The organism is Hirschia baltica ATCC 49814, from assembly GCF_000023785.1.
Lineage (GTDB): Bacteria > Pseudomonadota > Alphaproteobacteria > Caulobacterales > Hyphomonadaceae > Hirschia > Hirschia baltica.
Window position 1 is genome coordinate 2987698 of the sequence record NC_012982.1, and the last position, 24286, is coordinate 3011983.

At 45.6% G+C, this 24286-nt stretch carries 23 protein-coding genes; 6 read left to right on the forward strand and 17 right to left on the reverse strand.

What is annotated here, in order from left to right; translation table 11 throughout:
* Positions 1-253: 253 nt before the first annotated feature.
* The 16 genes from HBAL_RS13730 to HBAL_RS16455 all read right to left on the reverse strand — a co-directional run bounded on the left by HBAL_RS13730 (position 254) and on the right by HBAL_RS16455 (position 14587).
* Positions 254-1762, reverse strand: a complete 1509-nt coding sequence (locus HBAL_RS13730; protein ID WP_015828548.1) for an agmatinase family protein — start codon at positions 1760-1762, stop codon at positions 254-256.
* A gap of 123 nt (positions 1763-1885) precedes the next feature.
* On the reverse strand, positions 1886-2635 hold the full coding sequence (locus tag HBAL_RS13735) for a hypothetical protein (RefSeq protein ID WP_015828549.1): 750 nt from the start codon (positions 2633-2635) through the stop codon (positions 1886-1888).
* Between the two features lie 8 nt (positions 2636-2643).
* The gene (gene ureG, locus HBAL_RS13740; RefSeq protein WP_015828550.1) at positions 2644-3258 is read right to left on the reverse strand and encodes an urease accessory protein UreG; all 615 of its coding nucleotides are present in this window, start codon (positions 3256-3258) and stop codon (positions 2644-2646) included.
* Positions 3255-3953, reverse strand: coding sequence for an urease accessory protein UreF (locus HBAL_RS13745; protein WP_015828551.1), 699 nt, complete (start codon positions 3951-3953; stop codon positions 3255-3257). The genes ureG and HBAL_RS13745 overlap by 4 nt, the downstream gene beginning before the upstream one ends.
* On the reverse strand, positions 3950-4459 hold the full coding sequence (locus HBAL_RS13750; protein WP_015828552.1) for an urease accessory protein UreE: 510 nt from the start codon (positions 4457-4459) through the stop codon (positions 3950-3952). Before HBAL_RS13750 ends, HBAL_RS13745 begins: the two co-directional genes overlap by 4 nt.
* Positions 4460-4461: 2 nt before the next feature.
* Positions 4462-6174, reverse strand: coding sequence for an urease subunit alpha (gene ureC / locus HBAL_RS13755; RefSeq protein ID WP_015828553.1), 1713 nt, complete (start codon positions 6172-6174; stop codon positions 4462-4464).
* Positions 6174-6479, reverse strand: coding sequence for an urease subunit beta (locus HBAL_RS13760; RefSeq protein WP_015828554.1), 306 nt, complete (start codon positions 6477-6479; stop codon positions 6174-6176). The genes ureC and HBAL_RS13760 overlap by 1 nt, the downstream gene beginning before the upstream one ends.
* A gap of 9 nt (positions 6480-6488) precedes the next feature.
* Positions 6489-7106: a HupE/UreJ family protein gene (locus HBAL_RS16440; protein WP_015828555.1), complete on the reverse strand. Its 618-nt coding sequence runs from the start codon at positions 7104-7106 to the stop codon at positions 6489-6491.
* A 1-nt stretch (position 7107) separates the two neighbouring features.
* Positions 7108-7422: an urease subunit gamma gene (locus HBAL_RS13770; protein WP_015828556.1), complete on the reverse strand. Its 315-nt coding sequence runs from the start codon at positions 7420-7422 to the stop codon at positions 7108-7110.
* Between the two features lie 24 nt (positions 7423-7446).
* Positions 7447-8304, reverse strand: a complete 858-nt coding sequence (locus HBAL_RS13775) for an urease accessory protein UreD (protein ID WP_015828557.1) — start codon at positions 8302-8304, stop codon at positions 7447-7449.
* A gap of 238 nt (positions 8305-8542) precedes the next feature.
* Positions 8543-10882, reverse strand: a complete 2340-nt coding sequence (locus HBAL_RS13780; RefSeq protein ID WP_015828558.1) for a TonB-dependent receptor — start codon at positions 10880-10882, stop codon at positions 8543-8545.
* Positions 10883-11103: 221 nt separating this feature from the next.
* Positions 11104-11610, reverse strand: coding sequence for a hypothetical protein (locus tag HBAL_RS16445; protein ID WP_015828559.1), 507 nt, complete (start codon positions 11608-11610; stop codon positions 11104-11106).
* Between the two features lie 2 nt (positions 11611-11612).
* Positions 11613-12152, reverse strand: a complete 540-nt coding sequence (locus HBAL_RS13790) for a methylamine dehydrogenase light chain (protein ID WP_015828560.1) — start codon at positions 12150-12152, stop codon at positions 11613-11615.
* Positions 12153-12273: 121 nt separating this feature from the next.
* A complete protein-coding gene (locus tag HBAL_RS13795) occupies positions 12274-12879 on the reverse strand; it encodes a redoxin family protein (protein WP_015828562.1) in 606 nt (201 codons plus the stop codon).
* The gene (locus tag HBAL_RS16450; RefSeq protein WP_015828563.1) at positions 12876-13439 is read right to left on the reverse strand and encodes a MauE/DoxX family redox-associated membrane protein; all 564 of its coding nucleotides are present in this window, start codon (positions 13437-13439) and stop codon (positions 12876-12878) included. Before HBAL_RS16450 ends, HBAL_RS13795 begins: the two co-directional genes overlap by 4 nt.
* Before the next feature lie 5 nt (positions 13440-13444).
* Positions 13445-14587, reverse strand: coding sequence for an amine dehydrogenase large subunit (locus tag HBAL_RS16455; RefSeq protein WP_015828564.1), 1143 nt, complete (start codon positions 14585-14587; stop codon positions 13445-13447).
* A gap of 588 nt (positions 14588-15175) precedes the next feature.
* Between HBAL_RS16455 and HBAL_RS13810 the strand changes: the two genes are divergently transcribed.
* The 6 genes from HBAL_RS13810 (at position 15176) to HBAL_RS13835 (ending at position 23508) form a co-directional block, all read left to right on the forward strand.
* On the forward strand, positions 15176-15568 hold the full coding sequence (locus HBAL_RS13810; protein ID WP_015828565.1) for a c-type cytochrome: 393 nt from the start codon (positions 15176-15178) through the stop codon (positions 15566-15568).
* A gap of 89 nt (positions 15569-15657) precedes the next feature.
* Positions 15658-16629, forward strand: a complete 972-nt coding sequence (locus HBAL_RS13815) for a GAF domain-containing protein (protein ID WP_159098044.1) — start codon at positions 15658-15660, stop codon at positions 16627-16629.
* Positions 16630-16765: 136 nt separating this feature from the next.
* Entirely contained in the window at positions 16766-18289 is a 1524-nt protein-coding gene (gene exaC / locus HBAL_RS13820; RefSeq protein WP_015828567.1) for an acetaldehyde dehydrogenase ExaC, read from the forward strand.
* Between the two features lie 462 nt (positions 18290-18751).
* On the forward strand, positions 18752-19114 hold the full coding sequence (locus HBAL_RS13825) for a UrcA family protein (protein ID WP_015828568.1): 363 nt from the start codon (positions 18752-18754) through the stop codon (positions 19112-19114).
* Between the two features lie 209 nt (positions 19115-19323).
* The gene (locus HBAL_RS13830) at positions 19324-20004 is read left to right on the forward strand and encodes a TetR/AcrR family transcriptional regulator (RefSeq protein WP_015828569.1); all 681 of its coding nucleotides are present in this window, start codon (positions 19324-19326) and stop codon (positions 20002-20004) included.
* Between the two features lie 510 nt (positions 20005-20514).
* Entirely contained in the window at positions 20515-23508 is a 2994-nt protein-coding gene (locus tag HBAL_RS13835; protein WP_015828570.1) for a TonB-dependent receptor, read from the forward strand.
* Positions 23509-23606: 98 nt separating this feature from the next.
* Here the strand turns inward: HBAL_RS13835 and HBAL_RS13840 are convergent, their stop codons facing one another.
* Positions 23607-24254 carry a TetR/AcrR family transcriptional regulator gene (locus tag HBAL_RS13840; protein ID WP_015828571.1) on the reverse strand — a complete coding sequence of 216 codons (648 nt, stop codon included), beginning with the start codon at positions 24252-24254 and terminating at the stop codon, positions 23607-23609.
* Positions 24255-24286: the final 32 nt, after the last annotated feature.

The following is a 24286-nucleotide window of genomic DNA, read 5'->3' on the forward strand; positions in this document are numbered from 1 at the left end:
CCCCATAGGGAACAGCTTAAAATCGTCAGTGAGAGATCTGAAATGCAGGAAATGACGCAGAGCAACAATCTGCTATAAATTGACACAATGTCAGGCTAAATCTTGAAGGACATGCTCAACATCACACCAGCATTTCAACTTCTGACATAAAAATGCATGAACAAACTGCCTTGGGATTATAGGCGTTATTTTTAATGACCCAAAAAACGCGGCTAAGCGTAAATGCTCAACCGCGTTTTCCAATCAATTCTAACTAACGCATTTGTCCATAATTAGGGTCAATTTCTTCATTCAACCCTTCAGCTTTGGCTTTAATACCAGCTTCAGGCTGCATGTGCTCTGTCGTCAGCTCAGATAGGTATGATCCATCTGTAATGCCCTTTTTACGCATTGCGATACCTGTGAGACAGGCCTGCATGATAAAGTTCGCATTCAATGCTGAACGGTAGGTTGGGTCTTGCTCTGGTGCTAGCTCCACAAGCTCAAACCCAACCATGTCGTTTTCAGCACACAGACCACGTACGATAGGAATAGCTTCACGCATGGTCAAACCACCCGGAACAGGTGTACCCGTGCCCGGAATAAACGCTGGATCAAGAACATCAACGTCAAACGAGATGAATAGTTTTTTGCCATCTTCTCTAGCCTCGGCGAGCGCCTGTTTCATAACGGCGTCCCAACCCTTTTTCTCAACTTCAGGCATAGTGTGATATCTAACACCATTATTGCGCATCCATTCAAAACCTTCAGGACCCGGCCAACCGCCGCGCAACCCGACTTGAATATAGTTTTCGCCGAGTACGTGACCTTCTTTTACAGCACGATAAACTGGCTGTCCGTGTGAAAGAAAGTGTGGGCTATCCTTCCCGGCATCAAAGTGTGAGTCGAAGTGAACGACACCAAAACTTGCTTTTCCGTGCACATCGGCCAGTCCAGCAATGTCAGGATATTCAAGGCTGTGATCCCCACCTACGATAAACGGAATAGTACCGGTTTCAGCAATCTCTTTGATACGCTCGCGCACGTGTAGCACAGACAATTCCGTGCTCATATTATCAATAGCGATATCACCATAATCAACAATGTTGAGCTCTTTGGACGGGTTCACCATTGTATTCATATCAATGCGTGCACCAGTCGCATATGAATTACGCATCGCCATCGGACCAAATTTCTGACCACGATAATACGACCCCATATCAAGTGGAGCACCGACAATGGCAACATCAACATTACCTGCGATCAAATCATCGGGGTACATTGCGATAGGTGCGCCTGCAAATGTGGCAATCCCACCGCGACTATTGGCATATCTGCTAACTGTAAATGGACCGGGCTCACGCTTAGGGTTGAGCTCTTTGGGCTTCATCACTTTCCAGCCATTATAGTTTGTGGCTTCGGTGTTCATTGGAATTGCGGCAAGGTCCGTTTCTGGATCAAACTTTCCTTCTTCAATGACATACTGCATTGCATCGACCATGGCCTCGATTTCTTTACCAGTCTTCTTTTCCAGTCTCTGGTAGAGTTTTTCTTTGGTTCCGCCCACAAAACGAAGAGACTTATCAGAAAGTAAGAATTCTTTCTTTTCGTCTGGAAGCTTTTTGATCTTTTTTTCCAACCATTCGGGAGTCGGCGTTTCTTCAGCCTCTGCCTCAACAGCCTCCGCTGGTGCAGACTGCGCATTTACTGAAATAAAGGCTGGCGTCAAAGACACAGCCATCGCCATAAACGCACCGCCTAGAAGGACTTTTTTCAAACCCATAATTCATGCTCCCAAAAATAAAACTCTTAAAAACAAAACATAGAAGCCGTACACTTTTCCGCTATGGGTCAAATGACGTAGCATAAGAAATTACAGTCCAGACCAACCTCTAAATTACACAATTCAAAGGTTGCATTGACCTTCTAAAACACGCTCAAGGGCGACGTTATGCTCATCAAAATGCATACTCAATAATGCGTCGATATCCGCATCTACGGGTCCAAAATCAGTAAATTTTCCCGCGTTATTTTCAAACCTAATAAAAGTACGAAACGGCGGTGATGTAGCAATTGTATGCTGCATCATAGTTTCATCTTCCATCTCAAATTTATTTAAATGCGAATACGAAAACACTGCTGTCGGCAACGCCATGCGTTCTATTTTAAAAGGCCGTGTAAACGAAGATGACACCAAGGTATCATTCTCGTCTAGCTTCACAAAACCAATGGAAATATCAGACTCATTATCCAGCGTGCTTCGAATAAATTTATGGTCCCTCAAACCGATACCAATATCCGCCGTATCCATAGAAAAAACGCCAGAAAGCGCCGGGTCCTCACCTTTAATATGCCCCGTATTTTCTACCAGAATTTCCAGCGTAATTCCCAATGTGATTGATCTATCATTATAGCTAGGCGTAAGCTCTCCATAGATAAAGCTATGCGTGGTCAATGCCGGTTCACAAGACGCTTTAGCCTGCTCACACGCCATTGCAGGCTCAACGCCAAAATTCACAATGTGATGTTCACCAATGTCCTTACCTGAAAAAGAGAGCGCCATACGGCATGATTGTGCTTTCACCGCTTCAGCATGAACCGGCCCATTCACAACAGCCATCATCAATGGAAAAAGAGAAAACAGTGACAGCTTCATAACGCGCTCTAAATTCCCCCAGCTTCACGCAAAAACTGCACAACAGCGCCGCTTCCATCCGCTCGCTTCAAATTGGTCAGCTCAAATGGACGCACACCTCTCACTTTTTTAGTATCTTCAATCATGCGCTCAAGGTCAGCCCCAACAGCATCAGCAAGGTCTGTCTTATTGATAATAAGCAGATCCGAGCGCGTGATTGCCGGCCCGCCCTTGCGCGGGATATCGTCTCCCTGACACACAGAAATTACATACATCGTTATGTCAGCCAATTCCGGTGAAAACGTTGCCGCTAGATTATCGCCGCCTGATTCAATAAAGATCACATCCAGATCAGGATGTCGGCCCATCAATGTATCAATCGCCCGCAGGTTTATCGACGCATCCTCACGAATAGCAGTATGCGGACAGCCACCTGTCTCGACACCTTCAATACGACTTAAAGGCAAAGCCTGCATACGCATCAAAGCTTCGGCATCTTCCTTTGTGTAAATGTCATTGGTGACAACCCCCACAGACATTTTTGAAGATAAAGCCTTACACAAACTCGCAGTAAGCGTTGTTTTTCCTGTTCCCACAGGACCACCAATCCCAACTCTTAAAGGGCCTTTAAAGGGTTCACTCATGAGCGGAATATCCTTGAATGCTGCGTTTCGTGCTGCATAGACATAATATCAGACATGAATACATTCCCCCCCACTTCGCTGAGCGGCGTGCTAGCGGCAATGTTTGCAGTCTGAATTATATCTGATTCAAGCGTAGACAGAATTTGCACGCCAGCTTTTTGTCCAATCTGCCCCAGACGCTGCGCCGCTTGTATCAATGCACTCATAAAGGCTTGCAAGAAGGCTGTTACGGTCGCGATGATCGGTGAATCTATACGCGCACCAATCGCACCAACGGCCACTGAAAGAGGCTTTTGAAAACCACCATTTAAGTCAATGCTTTTATCCCAAACCTGAACAGCTTGCAGAAATGCATCACCTTGGGCCATTGTCTCCAAATGGCGCTCAGAAGAACTCGCCATCGCCTCACATAAACTTGCTATTTCTGACAATTGGAGATGATCGTTGTGAGCCTTCCAGCTATGCGCACAGATGATTGCATCACTTCTCCCCGCGCCATTATGCAAAATACCTTCGAGCCATTGTGTCAGGCCATCGACTGAATTTATCCGTCCACATTCATAGGCTTGCTCAAGGCCGTGACTATAGGCAAACCCGCCTGTTGGAAAAGCTGGTGACAGCCATGCTTGTAAGCGCACAAATGCATGCGGGTTTAAAGCAATCACACTTTCATCATTATAAGAAAAAGCGTTCATTTATTTATCTCATCCGTGTGATGGTTATGCTCATGCGCATGGTGATGATGATGGCCTGTCATTGCATGTTCGCCAGTTTGCTCATCTTTGCCATCATATGCCCCGCCCACTGGATCAAAAGGGTATTCGACTTCCTTCACAAAACCGCCAAGCCCTTCAATCATATCCTTGATCACATGGTCCTGACGAATAAATATGCGATCAATTTCTATTTGCGCGGCCAAATGACGATTGCCGATATGCCACGCCAAAAACAAAAGGTGTTTGGGGTCGCTACCTGTTATTTCATAAAGGTCTTCTTTGGTGGCCTGAACCTGAACGATCCGACCATCTTCCAAAACCAAGCCATCACCATGCCGCAACAAACGCGCAGTCTGTAAATTGAGATAAAACGCTATACCGCCATCTGATACCATGCGGACGCGACGACGAAATCGCTCGGTTTCATCCAATGTGATCGTATCGGAAAACTCAGCATAATCTCGAATGATTGTTGATGCTTGCATATTTAAAACAGGAAATATCGCTGAGCCATTGGCAGCTCAATTGCTGGCTCGCAGGTTAGCAAATCACCATCGGCGCGCACTTCATAAGTTTCAGGATCAACTTCAATGTGCGGCTTGTAGGAATTTAGCTTCATCGCAGATTTTCCAATGCCTCCTCGTGTATTTTTGACGGCGACCAAATCCTTCTCGACGCCTAGCTTTTTCGCCAAACCATCATGTATTGCAGCCTGAGACACGAAGGTGACTGAAGATTGCGTTCGCATTTTTCCAAATGCACCAAACATTGGGCGCATATGAACAGGTTGTGGCGTGGGAATAGACGCATTGGGGTCACCCATTGGCGCAGCCGCAATAGATCCACCAATAAGAATCATATCCGGCTTCACGCCAAAAAAGGCTGGAGACCACAAAACAAGATCTGCGCGCTTACCAATTTCTATTGACCCAATCTCACGATCCAACCCTTGTGCAATCGCAGGGTTGATTGTGTATTTGGCAATATAGCGCTTCACACGTTCATTATCATTATCGCCTTTTTCTTCAGGCAATGCCCCGCGCTGACGCTTCATTTTGTCCGCAGACTGCCATGTACGGATCAAAACCTCTCCAACCCGCCCCATTGCCTGACTATCAGATGCAATGATAGAAAAAGCGCCCATATCATGCAGGATATCTTCAGCTGCAATTGTTTCCTTGCGGATACGGCTTTCAGCAAACGCAATATCTTCAGCTATGCTCGGATCAAGATGGTGACATACCATCAGCATATCCAAATGCTCTTCCACTGTATTGCGGGTATAGGGACGCGTCGGATTGGTGGATGATGGAATGACATTCTCAAGCCCACACACACGGATAATATCAGGCGCATGTCCACCACCCGCCCCCTCTGTGTGAAACGCGTGAATGGTACGCCCCTTAATTGCGTCAATCGTCGATTCAACAAAGCCTGACTCATTGAGCGTATCGGTGTGGATCATCACCTGCACGTCAAATTCATCAGCCACACCTAAACAACAATCAATCGCACCCGGTGTCGTTCCCCAATCTTCATGCAGTTTCAAGGCAGCTGCGCCGCCGCGTATCATCTCTTCCAATGCTGCGGGTTGAGATGCATTGCCCTTACCTGAGAAGGCCAAATTCATAGGAAAAGAGTCAGCCGCTTGGATCATCCGGCCAATATGCCATGGTCCGGGTGTACACGTTGTTGCTAAAGTTCCGTGCGCTGGCCCTGTTCCTCCGCCTACCATCGTTGTGACGCCGCTCATCAAGGCTTCTTCAATCTGTTGGGGACAGATAAAATGAATGTGCGAGTCAATGCCGCCTGCCGTCAGGATTTTGCCTTCACCAGCAATCACCTCCGTACCCGGCCCAACGATAATATCTATATTGGGCTGCGTGTCTGGGTTACCTGCTTTGCCTATATGAGAAATACGACCAGACTTTAAACCAATATCTGCTTTGTATATGCCAGTATAATCAACGACCAATGCATTGGTGATAACTGTATCAACAGCGCCGTTTTCGCGGCTGACCTGAGACTGCCCCATGCCATCCCGCAAAACTTTCCCACCACCAAATTTAACTTCTTCACCGGGAATGGCGAAATCTTTTTCAACTTCGATAAAAAGCTCTGTATCAGCAAGCCGCACTTTGTCCCCCACCGTGGGACCAAACATGGACACATAAACCGAGCGAGGCACTTTTACAGACATTATAAATCGCCCATAATTTGCTGACGGAAACCGAAGACTTTTTTCAATCCCAATAAAGGTGTCAAAGTCACATCACGCGCTTGGCCCGGTTCAAAACGCACAGCCGTTCCCGCCATGATATCTAAACGCATACCCCGCGCCTTTTCCCGATCGAATGTTAAGAATGGATTAGCTTCATAGAAATGATAGTGAGATCCAATCTGAACTGGTCGATCTCCCGTGTTCGCCACTTTGAGACTGACTGTCTCTTGGCCAACATTTATCTCAATGTCTTCTGCGCTAAGAATGATCTCACCAGGAAGCATAATATCCTCCTATTGCACGAGCGCGACAAGCGCCGCACTCAACAAAACACTTTGTCCTAAACGAGAAACAAGCGCGCCGTTTTTATCGATGCTGAGGCTCGAGAACATTTTTGTTAGGGCCGCAACGCAAATCGCCATCATAACAACAGAAGATACCCACAAACTCGCAAGGAACTCACCATTTTCGATCCACAAGGTTTGACCAAACCCGTAACTATGTGAACATCCGAATGCAAAAATGGCCACAAAACCAACCCAGATTGGCAGACGTGAATTCAACCCGATAAGCACGGCAAATAGCGCAATATAAGCATATTCAACCCATTGAGCATTTGAGATGGAAATTGCGCTAGATATCAAAAGGCCAATAGCAAAAACCAAAGAACTCAGAACTAAAGTCTCCAGAGTTGAACGCCCTGTTGCCTGCTTCACCCCAACGCAAACCAAACTAATTGCAAGGATAGAAAGCAAATGATCAAAGCCTGAAAACGGATGCAGCAAACCTGTCATCACATCACTCAAAGACACAAATGTCGCTGGCTCAGTATGTGTATGTCCCGGATGGGCAAAGGCAACTGGGGCCAAAGTAAACAGGGACAGCGCAAACCATCTAGACGCATGTTTCATATTAAGTCTCCACCGATCGTATAGGATTGTGCACTGTGACGAGTTTCGTGCCATCAGGAAAAGTTGCCTCAACCTGAATGTCTGGGATCATTTCTGAAATGCCCTCCATCACCTGATCACGGCGCAAGACATGTGCCCCCGCCTCCATAAGATCAGCGACACTCCGCCCATCCCGCGCACCTTCGACAATAAAATCTGTAATTAAAGCAACGCTTTCAGGGTGATTAAGAACAACTCCGCGCTCAAGCCTGCGGCGTGCAACATTGGCCGCCATAGCAATCAGCAATTTGTCTTTTTCACGCGGGGTCAAGATCATTGTTTTTCCTCAACACAACACAATTCACATGGACCACACACGCGGCGTAACTCCATTCGAGGACAGCTGCATGACCAGTTGAACTACGCACTTTCTCAAGTCGTATCCCGTCTGCCCAACCAGCCGTATAAGTAATTTAGCGTATGGACCAACTTGCCAGAAAGACACGCCACCGGTGACGCCTTGTGCTGCTTCACAGATTTCACGGCATGCTTCCAAATGACGTTCGCACCCCTTTTCTACCATTAAAAGCGTCGCTGTAGCGGTGCCACCATTGGCCACCACAGGAGCTTGCAATTGTGCATGAACATCACCCTTTAACCGCAAATTTTCTGCATGTATCAACTGGCCTTCAACGTGCACACGCCAACTATCTTGCAGCGCCCCCTCCTGCATCGTCTCCCCCATCAATTCGCGTCCCCAAATGACTGCTTCAATGGCTAAAAAACGCGAACTCTCTTCTAAATTCACATTTAGCTTCCGGTTTAAACGGGCATTATTAAACAAGATAGTTTCTTGTGGAGCCCAAACGAGACTTGCATTGTCCCCAACTGTAAAATCCAGATTGATAACAGCATCTTGCCCCAATGATTTGTAAACACGTTCACAGGCCTGACTCGTCAGCGTGAGGTCCGCATCCTTTTGGACACTCACCTGAATAGACATACTATCACCACCCGCGAGACCACCTGAGGTATTGACCAAAATACCTTCAAGGTCTTGCCCGATATGATTTTTAGGAAAGCGTAATTTCAACGCATCTTTTTGATATAAACGCTGCAATTGCGTTCGACCATTTGGCGCGTCTACCACAAGCTGACCACGACTATGAGATCTCTGCATTTGGGTCTTTGGCGCATTCTCAATCGCATACATATCCATAACCAAACCTCAAAACGCTAACAGATTTTGAGGATGGGTGTTTGCATGTAAAAGAGCAAAACAATGCTCATATTGAAAACTAGAATTGTTGCTTTGCTCAAAAATGCACATGTAATTGCACTTTTTGCTACTTAATTTGTCACTTCCATAATTTCGTACGCAGCGCCCAAATAAAAAAACAGGCTTCAGTCAAAAGACCAAAGCCTGTTCTCTATTTTAATCTGGCAAAATTTCTAGATTAGAATTTCCAGCCAATTTCTGCACGTACCCAACGTGGCTTACCGTGATATTCCTCAATCATACCAATCCAGTCAGACAGATCGAAAGTTTGCACACGATATTCTTCTTCACCAAGGTTCTCAACTGAGAGACGGAAATCCCAGTTTGCGTCCGCTGGTGCCAAAGAAATTGATGCATTTACAAGAGTATATCCATCTTCCGTTGTAGCTGGCGTCACATCCAAACCAAAATAGTGTTCGGATTGATATTGCCCATCAACTTGGAAAGCGACATCCCCCCAATCACCAAGCGAATGTTCGTAACGGATAAGACCGTTCGCATTCCATTCTGGTGAGTTTGAAGAAGTCAGCGTTTGGTCAGGAAACCCAACAACATCCGTAACTTTGATATCCGCATACGCCACACCACCTTGGATGGTTAAGCCCTCAAATGGCATGGCTTGAATTTCAAGTTCCGCACCCTTGTTGACCGCCTGAGCGTTAATCGTCGCACTTCCAAGACCGCCTGGAAAATTGGTGTACGCTTGGTAGTTACCATAATCATAGTAATAAACCGCTGTATTCACACGCAAAGCACCCGGAATAACATCCCACTTCGCACCAACTTCATATGAATCCAATTGCTCAGGCTCATAAGTAAGGAACTCAGGATCAACCAAAAGCGCTGATGTTGGGTCAAATGGTGGCTGACTGAAACCACCTGATTTCACACCGCGATTATACCCTGCATAGGTTAGCAACCCATCCATTGGACGATACTGAGCTTGAAGGCTCCATGCTTCCATAGAGAAGTCACGTTCATCTGGATCAAAGCCAGAAAGTGTATCAATCACGATTGTTCTTGGATCTAGCCCACTCGTCGCATTTTCATCAAAGTGCACATCTTCTCGAAGTGATTCAAAATCTTTTGACTCTTCAATATAACGCAGACCTGCAATGAATGTGAATTTGTCGAGCGTGTATTCAGCTTGTCCAAAAATAGACGCAGATGTTGTTGATGAGCTGGACGGTGTTCTATCACCATTTGCCAGCGTTATATCAGTGAGAACATCTTCTTCAGTATATAGACCTTCTGAATACAGTGCATAGAGATACGGTGAAATACCACCTGTTGAGTCATCACTGGAGAGGTCCATATAATAGAGACCACCGACAAGATTTAGGTCGCCAATCGTTGTAGCAACACGCAATTCTTGCGAAAACTGCTCCGCATCATTGGTTTGATAATACTCATACGCTCTGACAGGTGTTGCATCAGTATCCTCGATATAATCGCGGAAATTTGTCTGATAGTCGGTAATGGATGTGATTTCGAAATTTCCGACATCCCACTTAATCGTCGCGGTATAGCCTTCTGTCTCAGATATGTTGAAACCTACAGTGTCATAATCACCTGCGTAGATATCGCCATCCAAGTCATCAGGATAATCACCCAACATAGGGTTTGCGACACCAGGTGTTTCTACACCGCCGCCATTCACCGCTGAGACATATTCAAAGAACCCCGTGCGAATATCCTGACCACCCTTACGATAGTTTAGCAAAATGCTCAGATCATCGGTTGGCTCAGCAAGTAGTTGAAAACGAAATCCGCTATCATTGTTATTGTTGAGCTTTTGCTCAGGGTGCTCACGATTGGTGACATATCCGTCAGAAGTATGAACAGCAGCAGATAAACGCGCGGACAACCAATCATTCAAAGGAATATTGACCGCACCTTTCATCTCTAGATCACCATAATCACCATAGGAAAATTTACCAAAGCCCTCATAAACATCAGTAGGTTTTACAGTCGTATACTGAACCAAACCACCTGTTGCATTTCGACCAAATAGTGTCCCCTGAGGTCCACGCAAAACCTCCACCATATCGATATCAAAAAGCAAGAAACCAGTTGCCGACATTTGTGATATGTAGACTTCATCCACATACACAGCGACTGGGCTTTCCACATTGGTCGTTAGGTCATTGTTTGAAACCCCACGCACCGCAAATGAATAGCTGCCTTCACCATTTGGTTGAACAGCTACGACACCGGGCGAAAACGCAGCCACATCTTGTGCGTTTGTAAAACCAAGCGCTTCCATTTGGTCGCCATTCAACGCGGTAATAGCAATACCAACGTCTTGTTGATTTTGTTCTCTTTTTTGAGCAGTCACCACCACTTTATCAAACAGTAATGAACTATCTTTTTTGGCTTCTGCAACTGGCTCTCCAGCTTCTTGAGCAAACGAAGCCGGCTGTAATGCACACAATATTGCAAAAGGAACGATCGCAGCGCTTTGACGCAACCGCTTGAATACAGAATTTCTGGATATGGTTTTGTTAATTTTGTACATCGTTCAGATCTCCCCTAACGACAAAAATTATCTCGACTCACGCGAAACGAGACCTACAAACTCCCTAAAATCCCCACTCAAAATTCGATCGTCAGTTAAAACCAACCAAAGTAAAACTTGATGTTATAATTGAAGACCTCATATCGAGGTAGAAACCAATTCATTGTTGATTTCATATGTTTTTCTTCACTCTACACTTCAAAACAGCTCACCCCTTGCAATTAGGGCCAAGGATAATCAGCAACGGGGTGACCTTGCTCAGCAAGGCGCGCCACAACTGCTCTGCGATATTCAACGATGTTATTCACCGGCACAGATTTCAAAGCTTGCAATTCTTCAACGGTAAAATGCGGGGGGCGATCCCCTTGAGTATCTTCACCCCACTCATCGATCAGATAATTTAATACATCGACCAATTGCCCATCATTCAGACGGGCCGAAACCACACCCGGCACATGCGCAATATAAACCCGACCTTCAGGATCATTGGCCATCGGTCCAAGATATCCTTGAAATTGAGGTACGCCCCCGCCCAGCGACCCTCCACCACTGGCCTGATGACACCCTGAACATCGCAACAAAAATAGCGACCGTGGTGATTTCATTTCTGCAACCACTTTGTTTTCAGACTGCACATAAGCACTATTGGCTTCTTCAGCGAACGCAGGGAGAGATGACACACTCAACCCTGCACACGCACCAAGAATAGCAAGAAACGATCTACGCATATCTACTCAGCAACCCCAACAATAAGCGCCACTGTACAGTGATAGCCTTTGTTCGCGTTCGCCATGCACCAATTAATGTCATTGTGTAGTCCCATAGAATATGCGGGACGTTCACCTTCACTGCGAAGACAGAATTGAGCTTCAGAATAGCCCGTTTTCCCACAACAATCATAGTAAGAGACGAGATAGTCGCGTTCATCACCCGGATTATGACAAGTTCCTACCCAAGAAACTTCTGACGCCTCAGCCCCAACAGGACAACTTGTTGTCGAACCACCCATTGTCGTACAGAGGTTTCCATCAAGGGCACAATAACGCCAGTAATCACATGATGTGTCGTCGCCATCACCTTCTTTTTCAACCGGTGTCGGGCTTCCCCATGCTCGATCAAATGGCAATACGCTGATAACTAAACCACCTGCTACAAAGCCACCAATTTTGGCCAACGCACTACGACGGCCATGCAAACGCGCACTACTACGCGCACTTTGTTCTACCGAACTGTCGAGCAGACGCCCGATTTTATCAAATATAGTCAGCATACTTCACTCTCCCGCCAATTCGGCACATTGCCAAAACACTCTTGAATTCGTCTCATCGAAAATTGCCCAAGGGCATAACGATTACTTTCTGGCGCATGCGGCACCAAAACCATTGTCACTTTCATCCAACAGCCTCCATTTCACGGATCGCCACCAATTCCTGAACGGATGGCACTCCTCGTTCTAAGGCATTGAAAAGACTTTCTAATTGCTCGCGATTATTGACGAGACCTTTCGCCCGAACGATACCTTCAGCATCAATGACAACAGCGAATGGAAGACGTTGAACGCGGTAGCCCATACCTAGATCAGCCGACAACACGTATGGATAATCCTTGAGCCTGTTTTTAGCGATAAATTCACGATGCTTATTGGCATCCCCATCACTGGCAAAAACAACATCAACGCGATCACCTTCTTCAGAACGAATACCCGCCAATACTGGTAGAAGCTGCTTACACACCGGACATGTTGGAGACAAAAAGAAAACAAGCTTAGCTTTGTCGCCTTCTGCACCAATCATTACATTGTCAGGCCCGTTTAGGTTCTGAATAGAGAATAGTGGACTGGGTGCCCCAACTTCAGGACCAGAACTATCCATAAGGGCCCCAACAGGAGAGACACGCTCATACAGCACGCCGATTTGACGCAACATAACCCACATCATGACCACAATAGCCAACACGACCACCCAAAGAGTCAAAATAGCGAAAAGAGTAAGACTCATGACATGCCCCCTATAGTTGCTTGCGTCCTCGAAGACAGCGTGTTGCGCATACGATTAACGTTGGCAAAAGCCTTCTGGGACATGAAAAAGAACACTGCCACGAGAAGGGATAACGTCCCGATGACAGTCATTTCGACAGCCCCGTTCAACTGTCCCATTCCCAGCGCCGCACCAACCATAAGCAAGCACAACACGCTATTTCTAACGACCAAAGCCCAACTTAAAGGTTCTGGTTCGTCGCCACAGCCACAATCAATAACGACATTTTGGCGAATTAGATTGATTGCAATTGCAGCCGCATAGATAGACAGCAAACCAAATGCAAACACGCCGCCTACATTCTGCGTCCAAGGCAAAATCAATAAACCTGCTGTCACTAATTCCGCCCATGGTATCGCGATGGACATTGGTCTCTGAAACGTCTCAGGAATTAGGCGGTAAGCTGCCAACACTCCTTCAAACCGTCCTGCTTCGGCGAATTTAACGTAGGCAGCATGCAAAAATAGCAAACTTGTAAAACCGACCGCCAAAGCAATTGAATATCGAACAAACTCAGTCATCTCGATTACTTCTCAGCTACCAGATAACCCACACCTTTTAAGTCGAATTCGGCAGTAAGTTTGGCAGCAAATTTTGCTTCAGGATCAACTTCGTATTTATACAGACCACTATCATGAGAGTCTGTTCCGAAAACCAATGGCTTATCTTTCGCTTGGTTCACGCTGATATTAACAATGTGCTCGACAGCGGAACGATAAAGAACTTTCTTGTTCTTGATGTCCAAAGCCCACATTTCCTCAGCACCATTTTTGTGACTTCCGTCTTTGGCATCTGAATGCATCAAGACGAACAAAATGCCATTGGGTTCGTTAAAGGCAGATAGCTCATAACCACCCGGTGCCCAGTTTCCCTCTATACCTTCATTGAATTTCCACTCATCACGCAGAACAGCTTCCGTCCCCTCATCAGAGACAGTGACAACTGACCCATCATAGGAAATGAACATAAGATTGATGCCATCGCGTTGCGCATTTGAAAATAAGGGTTTTGTTTCCACATCAAAGATGGGCTCACTTGCTTTTTGTCTTAGGAATTTTCCGTCAGAACCGATCACATAAGTGACCATTGCGCCGTCACCACAAAGTGTTGAATATTTGCTGCCGCTTGTAGATGGATAGATACCCCAGCAACCAGGGTTGGGAATTTCATCAACGACTTCGCCAGAACTCAATTTAACAACACTAACAGATGTTGCCGGTGTTGCATTCTGTACAAACGCCCATTTTCCATCAGAAGACAAAGCCAAAACAGTCACCTGCGCAGCCACCTGAGCCATGCGAGGAAGCATTTCAACTTCTTGCTCGAATGCCAGTGTTTTAACGTCAAACTTCTGTAAATATGCCGACACAGGTCCATACATCATGCGTTCAGCAAATGCGGATACGATGTATCCCTCTTCATTTCCTGGAAGCATTGCAACTTGTGGCGTTAAGCCAGCAGGGATATTCCCTTTATAAGAAAGGTCATCCGCAGAAAGCACTAAGACTGATGAGGCACCAGCCCATGAACTCGACAATACGTATACATTTTCGCCGTCTGGAATCTCTTTTTCAACTGTTAGCTCTTCAGGCGCGATAGGTTCCTGCGCAAACCCGACAGGCGAAGCTAGAAATATTAAAGCACCCAGTGCGCACGATTTCAATGACATTATCCAGTATCCCCGTCTTTTGACAAATATTAGAGCGAATACACATCCGCTTTACTAAAAACGATAACTTGAACAAATCTTCCCCGGTCTCAATTCACACGGAATTGAGTTTTATGAATACTTACAAAATAATGTAATCTACTCTGAACAAGATTGTATTTTCAGGTCTCCCCATCAAGTACAATTTGTTTAAGACAGCAATTTCAATATATTTTGACAATCGTACTAAAAATTAAATTTCTCTGCTCAAAAGTTATTCGAGTGCCATAGAAACGCTCAAAATCTGCCCATAAAACAGACCAAATACTGAAGCCGGTACATCAATATGGTTAAAACGTATGCTTCAGGTTGAAAAATCCGCCTAATTAATCCGCGCCTCTAAAGGCACTCAAGATAGCAATACGTATTTTACCCCACAAATATCGTACGATTGTACTATAATATTTGAAGCATGATTAAATTTAAAGCAATTACAGCCAGAAACAAACGCGTTTTTGCTCACCACCTTCAACAAGAAGAGGAATTAAAATACCACAGATACAGACACAAAACCGCCCAAACATTCGGCCACAATATTAGAGACATATTATGAGAATCCCCACTCTGCCCAAAATCAGCTTCGTTTTAGCAACATGCACATTAGCAACATTTGCTCCCACCCTTTCTGTCGCACACGCCGATGTAGAAAAAGGTGAGAAGCTGTTCAAACTCCAATGTGCTGTCTGTCATTATGTAGAACCCGCCAAGACAAAAATGGGCCCATCTCTTTTTGGTATTGTCGGCAGCAAATCAGCTAGCTCAGAAGGATTTCGCTACTCACCCGCCATGAAAGAAGCAGGCCTCACATGGGATGCACAAACTCTGGATGAATTCCTAGCATCGCCCCGCAAAGCTGTACCACGCACGAGCATGGCATTTGTTGGCCAAAAGTCAGAAGAAAAAAGAGCCGACCTAATCGCCTATCTTGAAACGCTGAAATAGGCCCAATTCAAACACCCCACACAACGAGGCTATTCTACTTTCCTCCAAAGTGACGTCCTGCTCAAAGCATGATAATAAGAAACATGGTGTTGAGCTTTGACCAAACAAAGAAAGAGCACTCTGACCGTGTGCTGGAGATAGTCTCCACAGATAGTGCTGCCGCAAAATCAGTGCTCGCTGCCTCTTGGGTGCGCTCATACAAAACTTTTCATCTGGCTCCTGATTCTCATCAAACAAGCCGAATCTGCGATTCAATAGAGTTTGCAAACGCAACAGAGCGCTCAGGGCGCATGATGAAGGTCGCAGAGCCTATATTGGACCGCCTATTCTCAACCGTTAAATTATCTGGATTCAGCACAGTCTTGTGCGATTCTAATGGCGTTATCTTACAGCAACGACAATGCGCGACAGATGAAGAAAGTTTTGAAAAATCAGGCTTTTCGATTGGCGCCGATTGGTCCGAGCAATATCAAGGTACAAATGGAATTGGAACTTGCCTCGCTGAAAAAACATCAACGACAATCCTAAAAGATCAGCACTTCAAAACCAATCATATAGGCCTAAGCTGTTTTGGCGCGCCCGTATTTGCTTCTAAGGGTGAGTTACTTGGCGTACTGGATGTAACATCCTGCCGAGATGAAATAGACGCCGGACTAAATGCGCTAATATCACAAGCCCTATCCGAAGCGACAACCCAAATCGAACTCAGCTATTTTTGTGATGAATTTGCTGATGCGCGCATTATTCGCGGACACTCAGACCAAGCAAACCCTGCCAGCCTTCTGGCTGTTGATGCGTATGACATAGTGGTCGGCGCAACGCGTGCCGCACGCCGCCAATATGGCTTATCTCCCGCAGGAGACATTTCTCCTATCTCTGCGGCAGAGATCGTTGGCGACATGGAATCTCGCGGAACAGGATTTGAAAGTGCAGAACGGCGCGAGCTGCGCCGAGTTCTAGCAAAAGTGAATGGAAATATGACGGCTGCTGCGCGCGAATTGGGGGTCAGCCGGGCCACAATATACAGACGCGCCACCAAACTTGGCCTAAAATGCAAATAGCTTCCAAAAGCGTCTCGATATAGAGACACTCTTGTGTCTCAATCTATTTTTCAGCCACGACATTCTTTGCTTCATCCATAAATATACCCCTCAAACCGCACCGAAAACTGGGCGGAAAAATAGTTGAGGAAACACCATGGCTGACACAGCAGAAATACAAGCAATCGACACAACGTCACCCTTCAAAACAAAATATGAAAACTATATTGGCGGCCAATTCACGCCACCTGTAAATGGTCGATATTTCGACAATGTGACGCCCATTACAGGACAAGTCGTGTGCCAAATTGCGCGCTCAGATGGTGCCGATGTAGAATTAGCGCTTAATGCTGCGCACAAGGCAAAGCACGGATGGGGCGCAACATCACCAACTGACCGCTCAAACATTCTTCTAAAAATTGCCGATCGTATTGAGGAAAATCTCGCCCTCATCGCCAAAGCAGAAACATGGGATAATGGGAAACCAATTCGCGAAACGACAGCTGCAGATATTCCTTTGTCAGCAGACCATTTTCGATATTTCGCAGGTGTCTTGCGTGGACAAGAGGGCAATATGTCCGAAATCGACAAGGATACAATCGCCTATCATTATCACGAACCACTTGGCGTCGTTGGTCAAATCATTCCCTGGAATTTTTCTATTCTTATGGCAGCATGGAAACTTGCTCCCGCACTTGCCGCTGGAAACTGCGTTGTCATAAAACCCGCCGAACAGACACCCGCCGCAATAATGGTGTTGGTTGAAATTATCGCAGACTTATTACCCGCCGGTGTTTTAAACGTCGTTAATGGATATGGAGCCGAAGTTGGTGCTCCCCTCGCCAAATCCCCTAGAATTGCAAAGATTGCTTTCACCGGCTCAACCCAAACCGGTAAAATGATTATGCAATATGCCACCGAAAATCTTATTCCGGTGACTTTAGAACTTGGCGGCAAGTCCCCAAACATCTTCTTCCCAGATGTGATGCGTAAAGACGACGCTTTTCTTGATAAAGCGATAGAAGGTTTTGTGTTGTTCGCATTCAATCAGGGAGAAGTATGTACATCCCCTAGCCGCGCACTCATCCATGAAGATATTTATGAGGCATTCATTGAACGCGCCATTCAACGCGTAAAGGCAATCAAGCAAGGCGACCCACGCGACATGTCAACAATGGTCGGTGCACAAGCAAGCGCCGAGCAACAGGAGAAAATTCTTTCTTATCTCAAGATTGGCGTCGAAGAAGGCGCTCAAGTGCTTGCTGGTGGAGCAGCCGCACAAATGGACGGCGAACTGGCAAGCGGATATTATATTCAACCAACCGTGTTAAAGGGACACAACAAAATGCGTGTCTTCCAAGAAGAAATCTTTGGACCTGTCGTTTCAGTGACAACTTTCAAAACATCTGAAGAAGCTTTAGCACTGGCAAACGACACCATGTATGGCTTGGGTGCAGGCGTTTGGTCTCGCGATATGAACACTTGTTATCGCTTTGGTCGCGCAATTCAAGCTGGACGCGTTTGGGTCAATAATTATCACGCCTACCCTGCTCATGCGGCATTTGGCGGATACAAACAGTCTGGAATTGGTCGCGAAAACCACAAAATGATGCTCGATCATTATCAGCAGACCAAAAATATGCTGGTCAGCTATAATCCAAACAAATTGGGGTTCTTCTAAAGCTCTAATTGAAACTCATCTAAGCTAGATAACAATAAGAGGCGCGAACACTTGTTTCAAACGGATGTTCGCGCCTTTTCTGTTTGGCGATTAGCAATCCCGCTCTTGTCGGTAATCTCATAGTTCACCCCGCACATGATTGTTGCCATTCTTTTCATTTAAATCCGCACAAAATCACTCCTCCTCACATTCTCAATATGTGTACAATTTCTCACCCCTCCTCGATAAAGCCGAATTACGCGACCATTTCTTGGCAGGCGGATGGCAACCATTTTTCATTTGCCCAACCTCAAAACCACATAAAATCCACCCCACCTCCCATAAATTATTCAATTAAAACGCATAAAAATTAGACATTTGTCCTATAAAATGCCCGTAGAGCGCGCAAAATCAATGATTTTGCTTGATATTTCTACTTTTTGCTGAGATCATGCTCTCAAATATAACAACGAGGAAACGCTCATGAAAAATACATTTTCTCCCGCTTTGTTCGGCGCGCTTGTCGCCTGCGGAACAATCTTTAGCACCCCCGCTTTTGCCGATGGCTTATTTCAACCCAAAACAACATCAGAAGCAATTTTGACCATCAACATCAACAAAGCCGACCTATCTAGCGCAGCAAAAGTTGACGAAGTTTATCAAGAAATTTCCGACAAAGCGCTGAACTCATGCATGGATCGCGGTGAAGTTTTGACAAAAAACAAAGCTCGCGCCAAACACGCAGACTGCATATCTTCACTCGTGAATGAAACAGTTAAGGCTATCGACAACACGCAATTAACGGCACGTCACGCTCCGTCAAGCGTCCAAACAGCCTCCCTTTAAATTAAAAATTTACAAAACTTCACTTTTACCTGCCGACAAATCCGCATACGCACTGTAGTATAATTCATTGTGTATGCGGGTGGGCTGCCGCACATTGAAGCGCGCTTGAGGTCTTCACCTCTAATCTTAGCGCACTTCTGCTTCTGTTCGGACAACTAATTCAGCTCTGCAAAATCAGATGCGTTCTTAGCAGAAAGGCCAGCCAAACCGTGTACCAAATCAACCCACAGGCACGGCACGTCAAAGCAAACTCCAAAAAGGGTGCGGACCGCATTGTTGCCATCCTTGAAGCTGCCTTGCATACACTTACTGAAAAAGGGTATTCCGGCTTCACAATGCGCAATATCGCAAAACAAGCAGGTATCTCCCTCGGCAACATCACATATTATTATAAAACCAAAGAAGCGATCCTTCACGACATGATGGATGCCGTTTCCGAGGCATATCAAGGTGCCCTCGACAAAATTATTACAGATGAAAGCCTTACCGACGAAGATAAAATGCAAAAAGTGTTGGAACAGCTCATTCTTGATTTGGGAGAAAAAGAAACAACACTGTTTTTTCCCGAAATATGGGCACTCTCCAATCATGATGCTTATGTCGCCGAAAACATGGACCGAATATATTCTAGAGCCCGCAGTTTAATTGCTCGGCTTATTGAAAAAATAAATCCAAATCTTTCAAAAAAAAGCTGCCAATTACTAAGCCTCTTCATATCAGCATCGATCGAAGGCATGACACCTTTCATCGGCTATAAGAAAGAGTTCTCTCAAGCTCGGGTAACTATGGCAAACTTTGCATCCCAGCAATTTGTACATCTCGCTCAAAGATTAAACGATGAAGAGATAGAGGCCCAGTCGTTACAAGAATTGCTTGAAACGACGCCCTAGCCGCTCCCAGGTGCTGATTTAATTTACAAACAAGTACCACTCACCCGCCTCATAAGCGCGGGCGCAATGAATGCTGCACCCTATCCACACTATTTACGCATTATCTCAACACTAGTTTAACACTGCGCACACACTACCGCACCACCGCTCCACACTACCGCATCTGTGTTGCGACCATTTTTCTAAAAAATTATCAGTCCTACTTTCCATTCAATCCACAACACCAAACGCCCAACACACCACACATACAAACCCAACCAAAAGATACTACCTATTTGAAAACCAATTTATATATAAAGCGTCACCCCCTCCTACAAAAAACAAACCAGCATTATATATTTGTGTCTTTTTCAACACATACCTCAACTTTTTACCAATTGGTCCTACCAATACAGGTATATTGATCCTTTTAATTGGTTGACTCTTTCTTGCTTCGAGATGAAGATAACACCTTAGAGAGCGCCTCGCATAAGACGACGCCACTAATCAGTTCCTGGGAGGGAAAATAGAATGCCTACACACAGACAAGATGAATCTAATTCCGCAAGGCCACGCCACTTCTGGCGCGCAGCACTACTTGCCAGCGCCGCCTTTTCTTTCGCATCACCCACCATCGCACAAGAAAGCACAGAAGCCCCCGCAGAAGCTGCTGCAGACGACACTAATAGACTAGACACAATCGTTGTGACAGGTATCCGCCAGTCACTTGCGACAGCTCTGGAAGAAAAACGCACCGCTGACAGTTTAATCGAAGTCATCAACGCAGAAGACATTGGTAAACTTCCAGATCAAAACCTTGCTGAAGTTCTAGAAAACGTCACAGGTGTACAAATTACACGTACTGCTGGTGTTGGTACGGGGGTTCAGATCCGTGGTACAAACGCAAACCGTACAGAAATTAATGGTGTTTCTACCGTAGGCTCAGGTTCAGGCCGTAGCGGTATTAGTTTCGAAGACGTCCCAGCCGCCATGATCGCCGCTGTTGAAGTAACCAAATCATCAGAAGCAAAAACCATCGAAGGCTCTGTGGGGGGTACAATCAACCTCCGCACAATCCGTCCTCTCGACCTAAACGATCGTGTAGCCAGCATTCGCATTCAAGGTGAAGACAGCAGCCTAACGACGGACGGTATTACACCTCGTGTATCGGGAACTTATGGAGACAATTGGTCAACATCTGTCGGTGATTTTGGTGCAGTTGTTAGCTTAAGCTATGCTGAACAAGATGCGACTGCTTTCCGCCCGAGAGTTGACCGCGATAATCTGGTGGCATCAGACGGCGGAACTGCCAATGCGCAAGCATTCGACTTTTTACCAATTCAGTTCTTGATTCAAGATTATGACAATTATGAATCACAAACGACCAACTTTGCAGGGGCGTTTGAGTATGCACCTAATGACAATTTGAAATTCTACTTTGATTCAATTCTCAATGACCAAGAACGCAGACAAGAAAGCTCACGTATTCAAGCGTCGGGTATATCAGACCTAGCGGGCGTGTCTGTTCCATCTGAATTTGAAACTGTTGATTTTGGATCCTTGAACGGTCAAAATTTAGGTAGTGTTGAAGCGGCGCTAAAAGGTGTTATTCCAATACAATCCGATGGTAGTGACGGCAACTTACGCTTTTCTGGAGACACAGGGTCTCGCCTAACAGAAAGCCAAATATTTAGATTGGGAACCGATTGGAACCGCGGCAACCTCTCAGGTCGCGTTGAAATCGCAACTTCAAACTCAGATACAACAAGCCCAGACTTCAGCACAACGCTAAACTTTATCAACCCGAATGCGCCCACCAACTCATCTAACGAAAACGGCACTCCGTTTGAGTATGACTTAACAGGTGGCGCTCTGACATGGCGTATCGCCCAAGATGCAGCAGGCGGACCGACAACGGCCCAATTGCTCGATCCAGCAAACATTGTATTGCGTGACGTGAACATTTCACAAAACAAAGCCGAGAACTCAGAGGACGCGTTCCGTGCTGATTTCTCTTATGATATGAGCGAAAACAATATCTTCATTACCTCTGTTGATGCTGGATATCGCTACAACCAAACAACCAGCTTGAGAGACGAAATCACAGCAAGTGTTGGCCTAAGAACACTTGCCGAAAGCCCAACAGGTGATCTGTTTGCGGACATTCTAGTACCAGGACCCGATAATTTTAATGCTGCTGATGGGCGTGAATTCTTCGTTGGTGACTTCCTTCAGGTCGACCCAGAGCTCGCCGGATCTGATCCACAAGCAGTCCTTGATGCTTTGAATGCTGCAATCGCAGCAAACAATGCAATTACGGGCGCAACTCGTGCTCCAATCAGTTCACCAACCTCAAGCCAGAGTGCTTTCTTTGATATTGAAGAAAAAACTCACTCAATTTATGGACAAGTAAATTTTGAGCACGGGATTTTCCGCGGTAATGCCGGTCTACGTTATCTAGAAACCGAAGTGATATCTAAAGGGAACGCAATTCTAGACGGCGTCGCAACCCCGACAACAACCAAAGGTGATTATCAGTTCGTCCTACCAAGAGTAAACATGGCAGCCAATGTCGCTGAAAACTTCATCATTCGTGCTGGATACGGTAAAGATATCAGACGTCCAGACTTTGACGACCTTTCAACATCTTACACATTTAGCACAAGCCCAAACCCTGCGGTTAACCTTGGTAACCCCAACTTGGTACCTGAAGAGGTTGAATCATTCGACATTGCTGCAGAATGGTATTTTGCCCCCTCTGCCGTCTTGAGCGTAGGCTACTTCCACAAAACTCGTACTGGCCTATTTGTTGACCAAAATGAGTCACCATATGAAGACCCTGTAACTGGCTTCCGCGACATTATTGGCCCTGATTGTGAGCAAGGGGGTATCTTCAACCCAATTGCAGATATCAACGTATTTGGACCTGTCGGTCGGGGTGTGTGTGTTCCTTCATCGCAAAAAATCAATGGTGCTGGAGAAAACACACTGTCAGGTATTGAACTAGCATTCCAATACGACCTGTCCAGTTTTGAAGACACAATCGGTTGGGCATCTGGCTTTGGTGTTCTCGCCAACTTCACACACCAAGAATTCTCCGGTGGTGAAGAAGTGTGGGAACCAACTTCTCGCGCTGAAACAGTATTTGCATCAAATGGGGCAACCAATGTTGAGCTTTCAGTATCTGAAATCGACCTGTCAGAAAATGCTTACAACGCGACCCTCTATTATGAAAAATATGGCCTATCAGCTAGAGCGCGTTACACTTGGCGCGATGCATACCGTTCAGAAGACTTCGGTAGCACATCAAGCTACCCTTGGGGCTTCCCAGTTATTCAAGAGGCTAGAGGTCAACTTAACGCAAGCATAAATTACGATGTCACCGAAAAGCTGAACATTGGTATTGAAGCTGTAAACCTTACTGAATCTGAAGTTTCACAATCATGTGTGAATGAAGGTGCCCTACTTTGCTACCAAGGCCTTACAGACCGTCGGATTACATTTGGTGCAAACTACAACTTCTAAAATAAACTTGCAAAATCAAATATAACTTAAATGAAAAAGCCTCACCGTTAAACAAGTGAGGCTTTTTTATGGGTTCAGCACTAAGCCACCATAGGGTTTTACTTGTCTGATAATAAAAATTTGATTGCACTTTTCATGACTTCAACAACGGCTTCTCGATCCATCGGCGGATCACTGGGCACTCGCATTGCTAGCCCACTAAACAACGCGAAAATACACTCGACTTTTGCCGCTGCATTCTTCACACCCAGTTTAGTTTCTATGTTATCAATGAATCTCTCGCGTGATCGCTGCTCATATTCTTGTACGATAGCAGCAATATCTGGATTACGTTGTGTCTCAGCAAAAATTTCACGTGACAACATAGATTGAAACGGGTCCGTTTTATGACACACACCTTCATTTACTTTGCTCAGTAAATTTTCAATCAAATGCTCGCCATCAACATCAAATAAAGTTCCAAATTTCTCTTCCCGAGCCACGAACTCACGTTCCACTATGGATGCAATGATATCACTTTTATTTGCAAAGTAATGATAAATGTGCCCCGGGCTCATTTCTGCTCTTTTAGCAATTGCAGCCATTCCCGCATTGTGAAAGCCGCTCTCGACAAAGCATGCGCTTGCGGCATCAAGTATCTGATCCTTCCGCTGATCTTGCTTAGAAATGCCACAATCTTCTGAGTGAGAATTAAAATTCATATTTTTTTTGACTATTTTTGACTTATTAACATTGTAATGAGACATAAGCTCCCATAAATAGAATGAACGTTCAAACT

Bases quoted from the DNA above. Each gene is read 5' to 3' on its own strand.
- HBAL_RS13745 (WP_015828551.1), bottom strand. From the start codon at position 3,953: ATGAACGCTTTTTCTTATAATGATGAAAGTGTGATTGCTTTAAACCCG.
- HBAL_RS16445 (WP_015828559.1), bottom strand. From the start codon at position 11,610: ATGCGTAGATCGTTTCTTGCTATTCTTGGTGCGTGTGCAGGGTTGAGT.
- ureG (WP_015828550.1), bottom strand. From the start codon at position 3,258: ATGAGTGAACCCTTTAAAGGCCCTTTAAGAGTTGGGATTGGTGGTCCT.
- HBAL_RS16455 (WP_015828564.1), bottom strand. From the start codon at position 14,587: ATGTCATTGAAATCGTGCGCACTGGGTGCTTTAATATTTCTAGCTTCG.
- HBAL_RS13835 (WP_015828570.1), top strand. From the start codon at position 20,515: ATGCCTACACACAGACAAGATGAATCTAATTCCGCAAGGCCACGCCAC.
- HBAL_RS13730 (WP_015828548.1), bottom strand. From the start codon at position 1,762: ATGGGTTTGAAAAAAGTCCTTCTAGGCGGTGCGTTTATGGCGATGGCT.
- HBAL_RS13780 (WP_015828558.1), bottom strand. From the start codon at position 10,882: ATGTACAAAATTAACAAAACCATATCCAGAAATTCTGTATTCAAGCGG.
- HBAL_RS13840 (WP_015828571.1), bottom strand. From the start codon at position 24,254: ATGTCTCATTACAATGTTAATAAGTCAAAAATAGTCAAAAAAAATATG.
- HBAL_RS16450 (WP_015828563.1), bottom strand. From the start codon at position 13,439: ATGACTGAGTTTGTTCGATATTCAATTGCTTTGGCGGTCGGTTTTACA.
- HBAL_RS13750 (WP_015828552.1), bottom strand. From the start codon at position 4,459: ATGCAAGCATCAACAATCATTCGAGATTATGCTGAGTTTTCCGATACG.
- HBAL_RS13790 (WP_015828560.1), bottom strand. From the start codon at position 12,152: ATGCTGACTATATTTGATAAAATCGGGCGTCTGCTCGACAGTTCGGTA.
- HBAL_RS13810 (WP_015828565.1), top strand. From the start codon at position 15,176: ATGAGAATCCCCACTCTGCCCAAAATCAGCTTCGTTTTAGCAACATGC.
- HBAL_RS13775 (WP_015828557.1), bottom strand. From the start codon at position 8,304: ATGGATATGTATGCGATTGAGAATGCGCCAAAGACCCAAATGCAGAGA.
- ureC (WP_015828553.1), bottom strand. From the start codon at position 6,174: ATGTCTGTAAAAGTGCCTCGCTCGGTTTATGTGTCCATGTTTGGTCCC.
- exaC (WP_015828567.1), top strand. From the start codon at position 16,766: ATGGCTGACACAGCAGAAATACAAGCAATCGACACAACGTCACCCTTC.
- HBAL_RS13825 (WP_015828568.1), top strand. From the start codon at position 18,752: ATGAAAAATACATTTTCTCCCGCTTTGTTCGGCGCGCTTGTCGCCTGC.
- HBAL_RS16440 (WP_015828555.1), bottom strand. From the start codon at position 7,106: ATGAAACATGCGTCTAGATGGTTTGCGCTGTCCCTGTTTACTTTGGCC.
- HBAL_RS13735 (WP_015828549.1), bottom strand. From the start codon at position 2,635: ATGAAGCTGTCACTGTTTTCTCTTTTTCCATTGATGATGGCTGTTGTG.
- HBAL_RS13795 (WP_015828562.1), bottom strand. From the start codon at position 12,879: ATGAGTCTTACTCTTTTCGCTATTTTGACTCTTTGGGTGGTCGTGTTG.
- HBAL_RS13760 (WP_015828554.1), bottom strand. From the start codon at position 6,479: ATGCTTCCTGGTGAGATCATTCTTAGCGCAGAAGACATTGAGATAAAT.
- HBAL_RS13770 (WP_015828556.1), bottom strand. From the start codon at position 7,422: ATGATCTTGACCCCGCGTGAAAAAGACAAATTGCTGATTGCTATGGCG.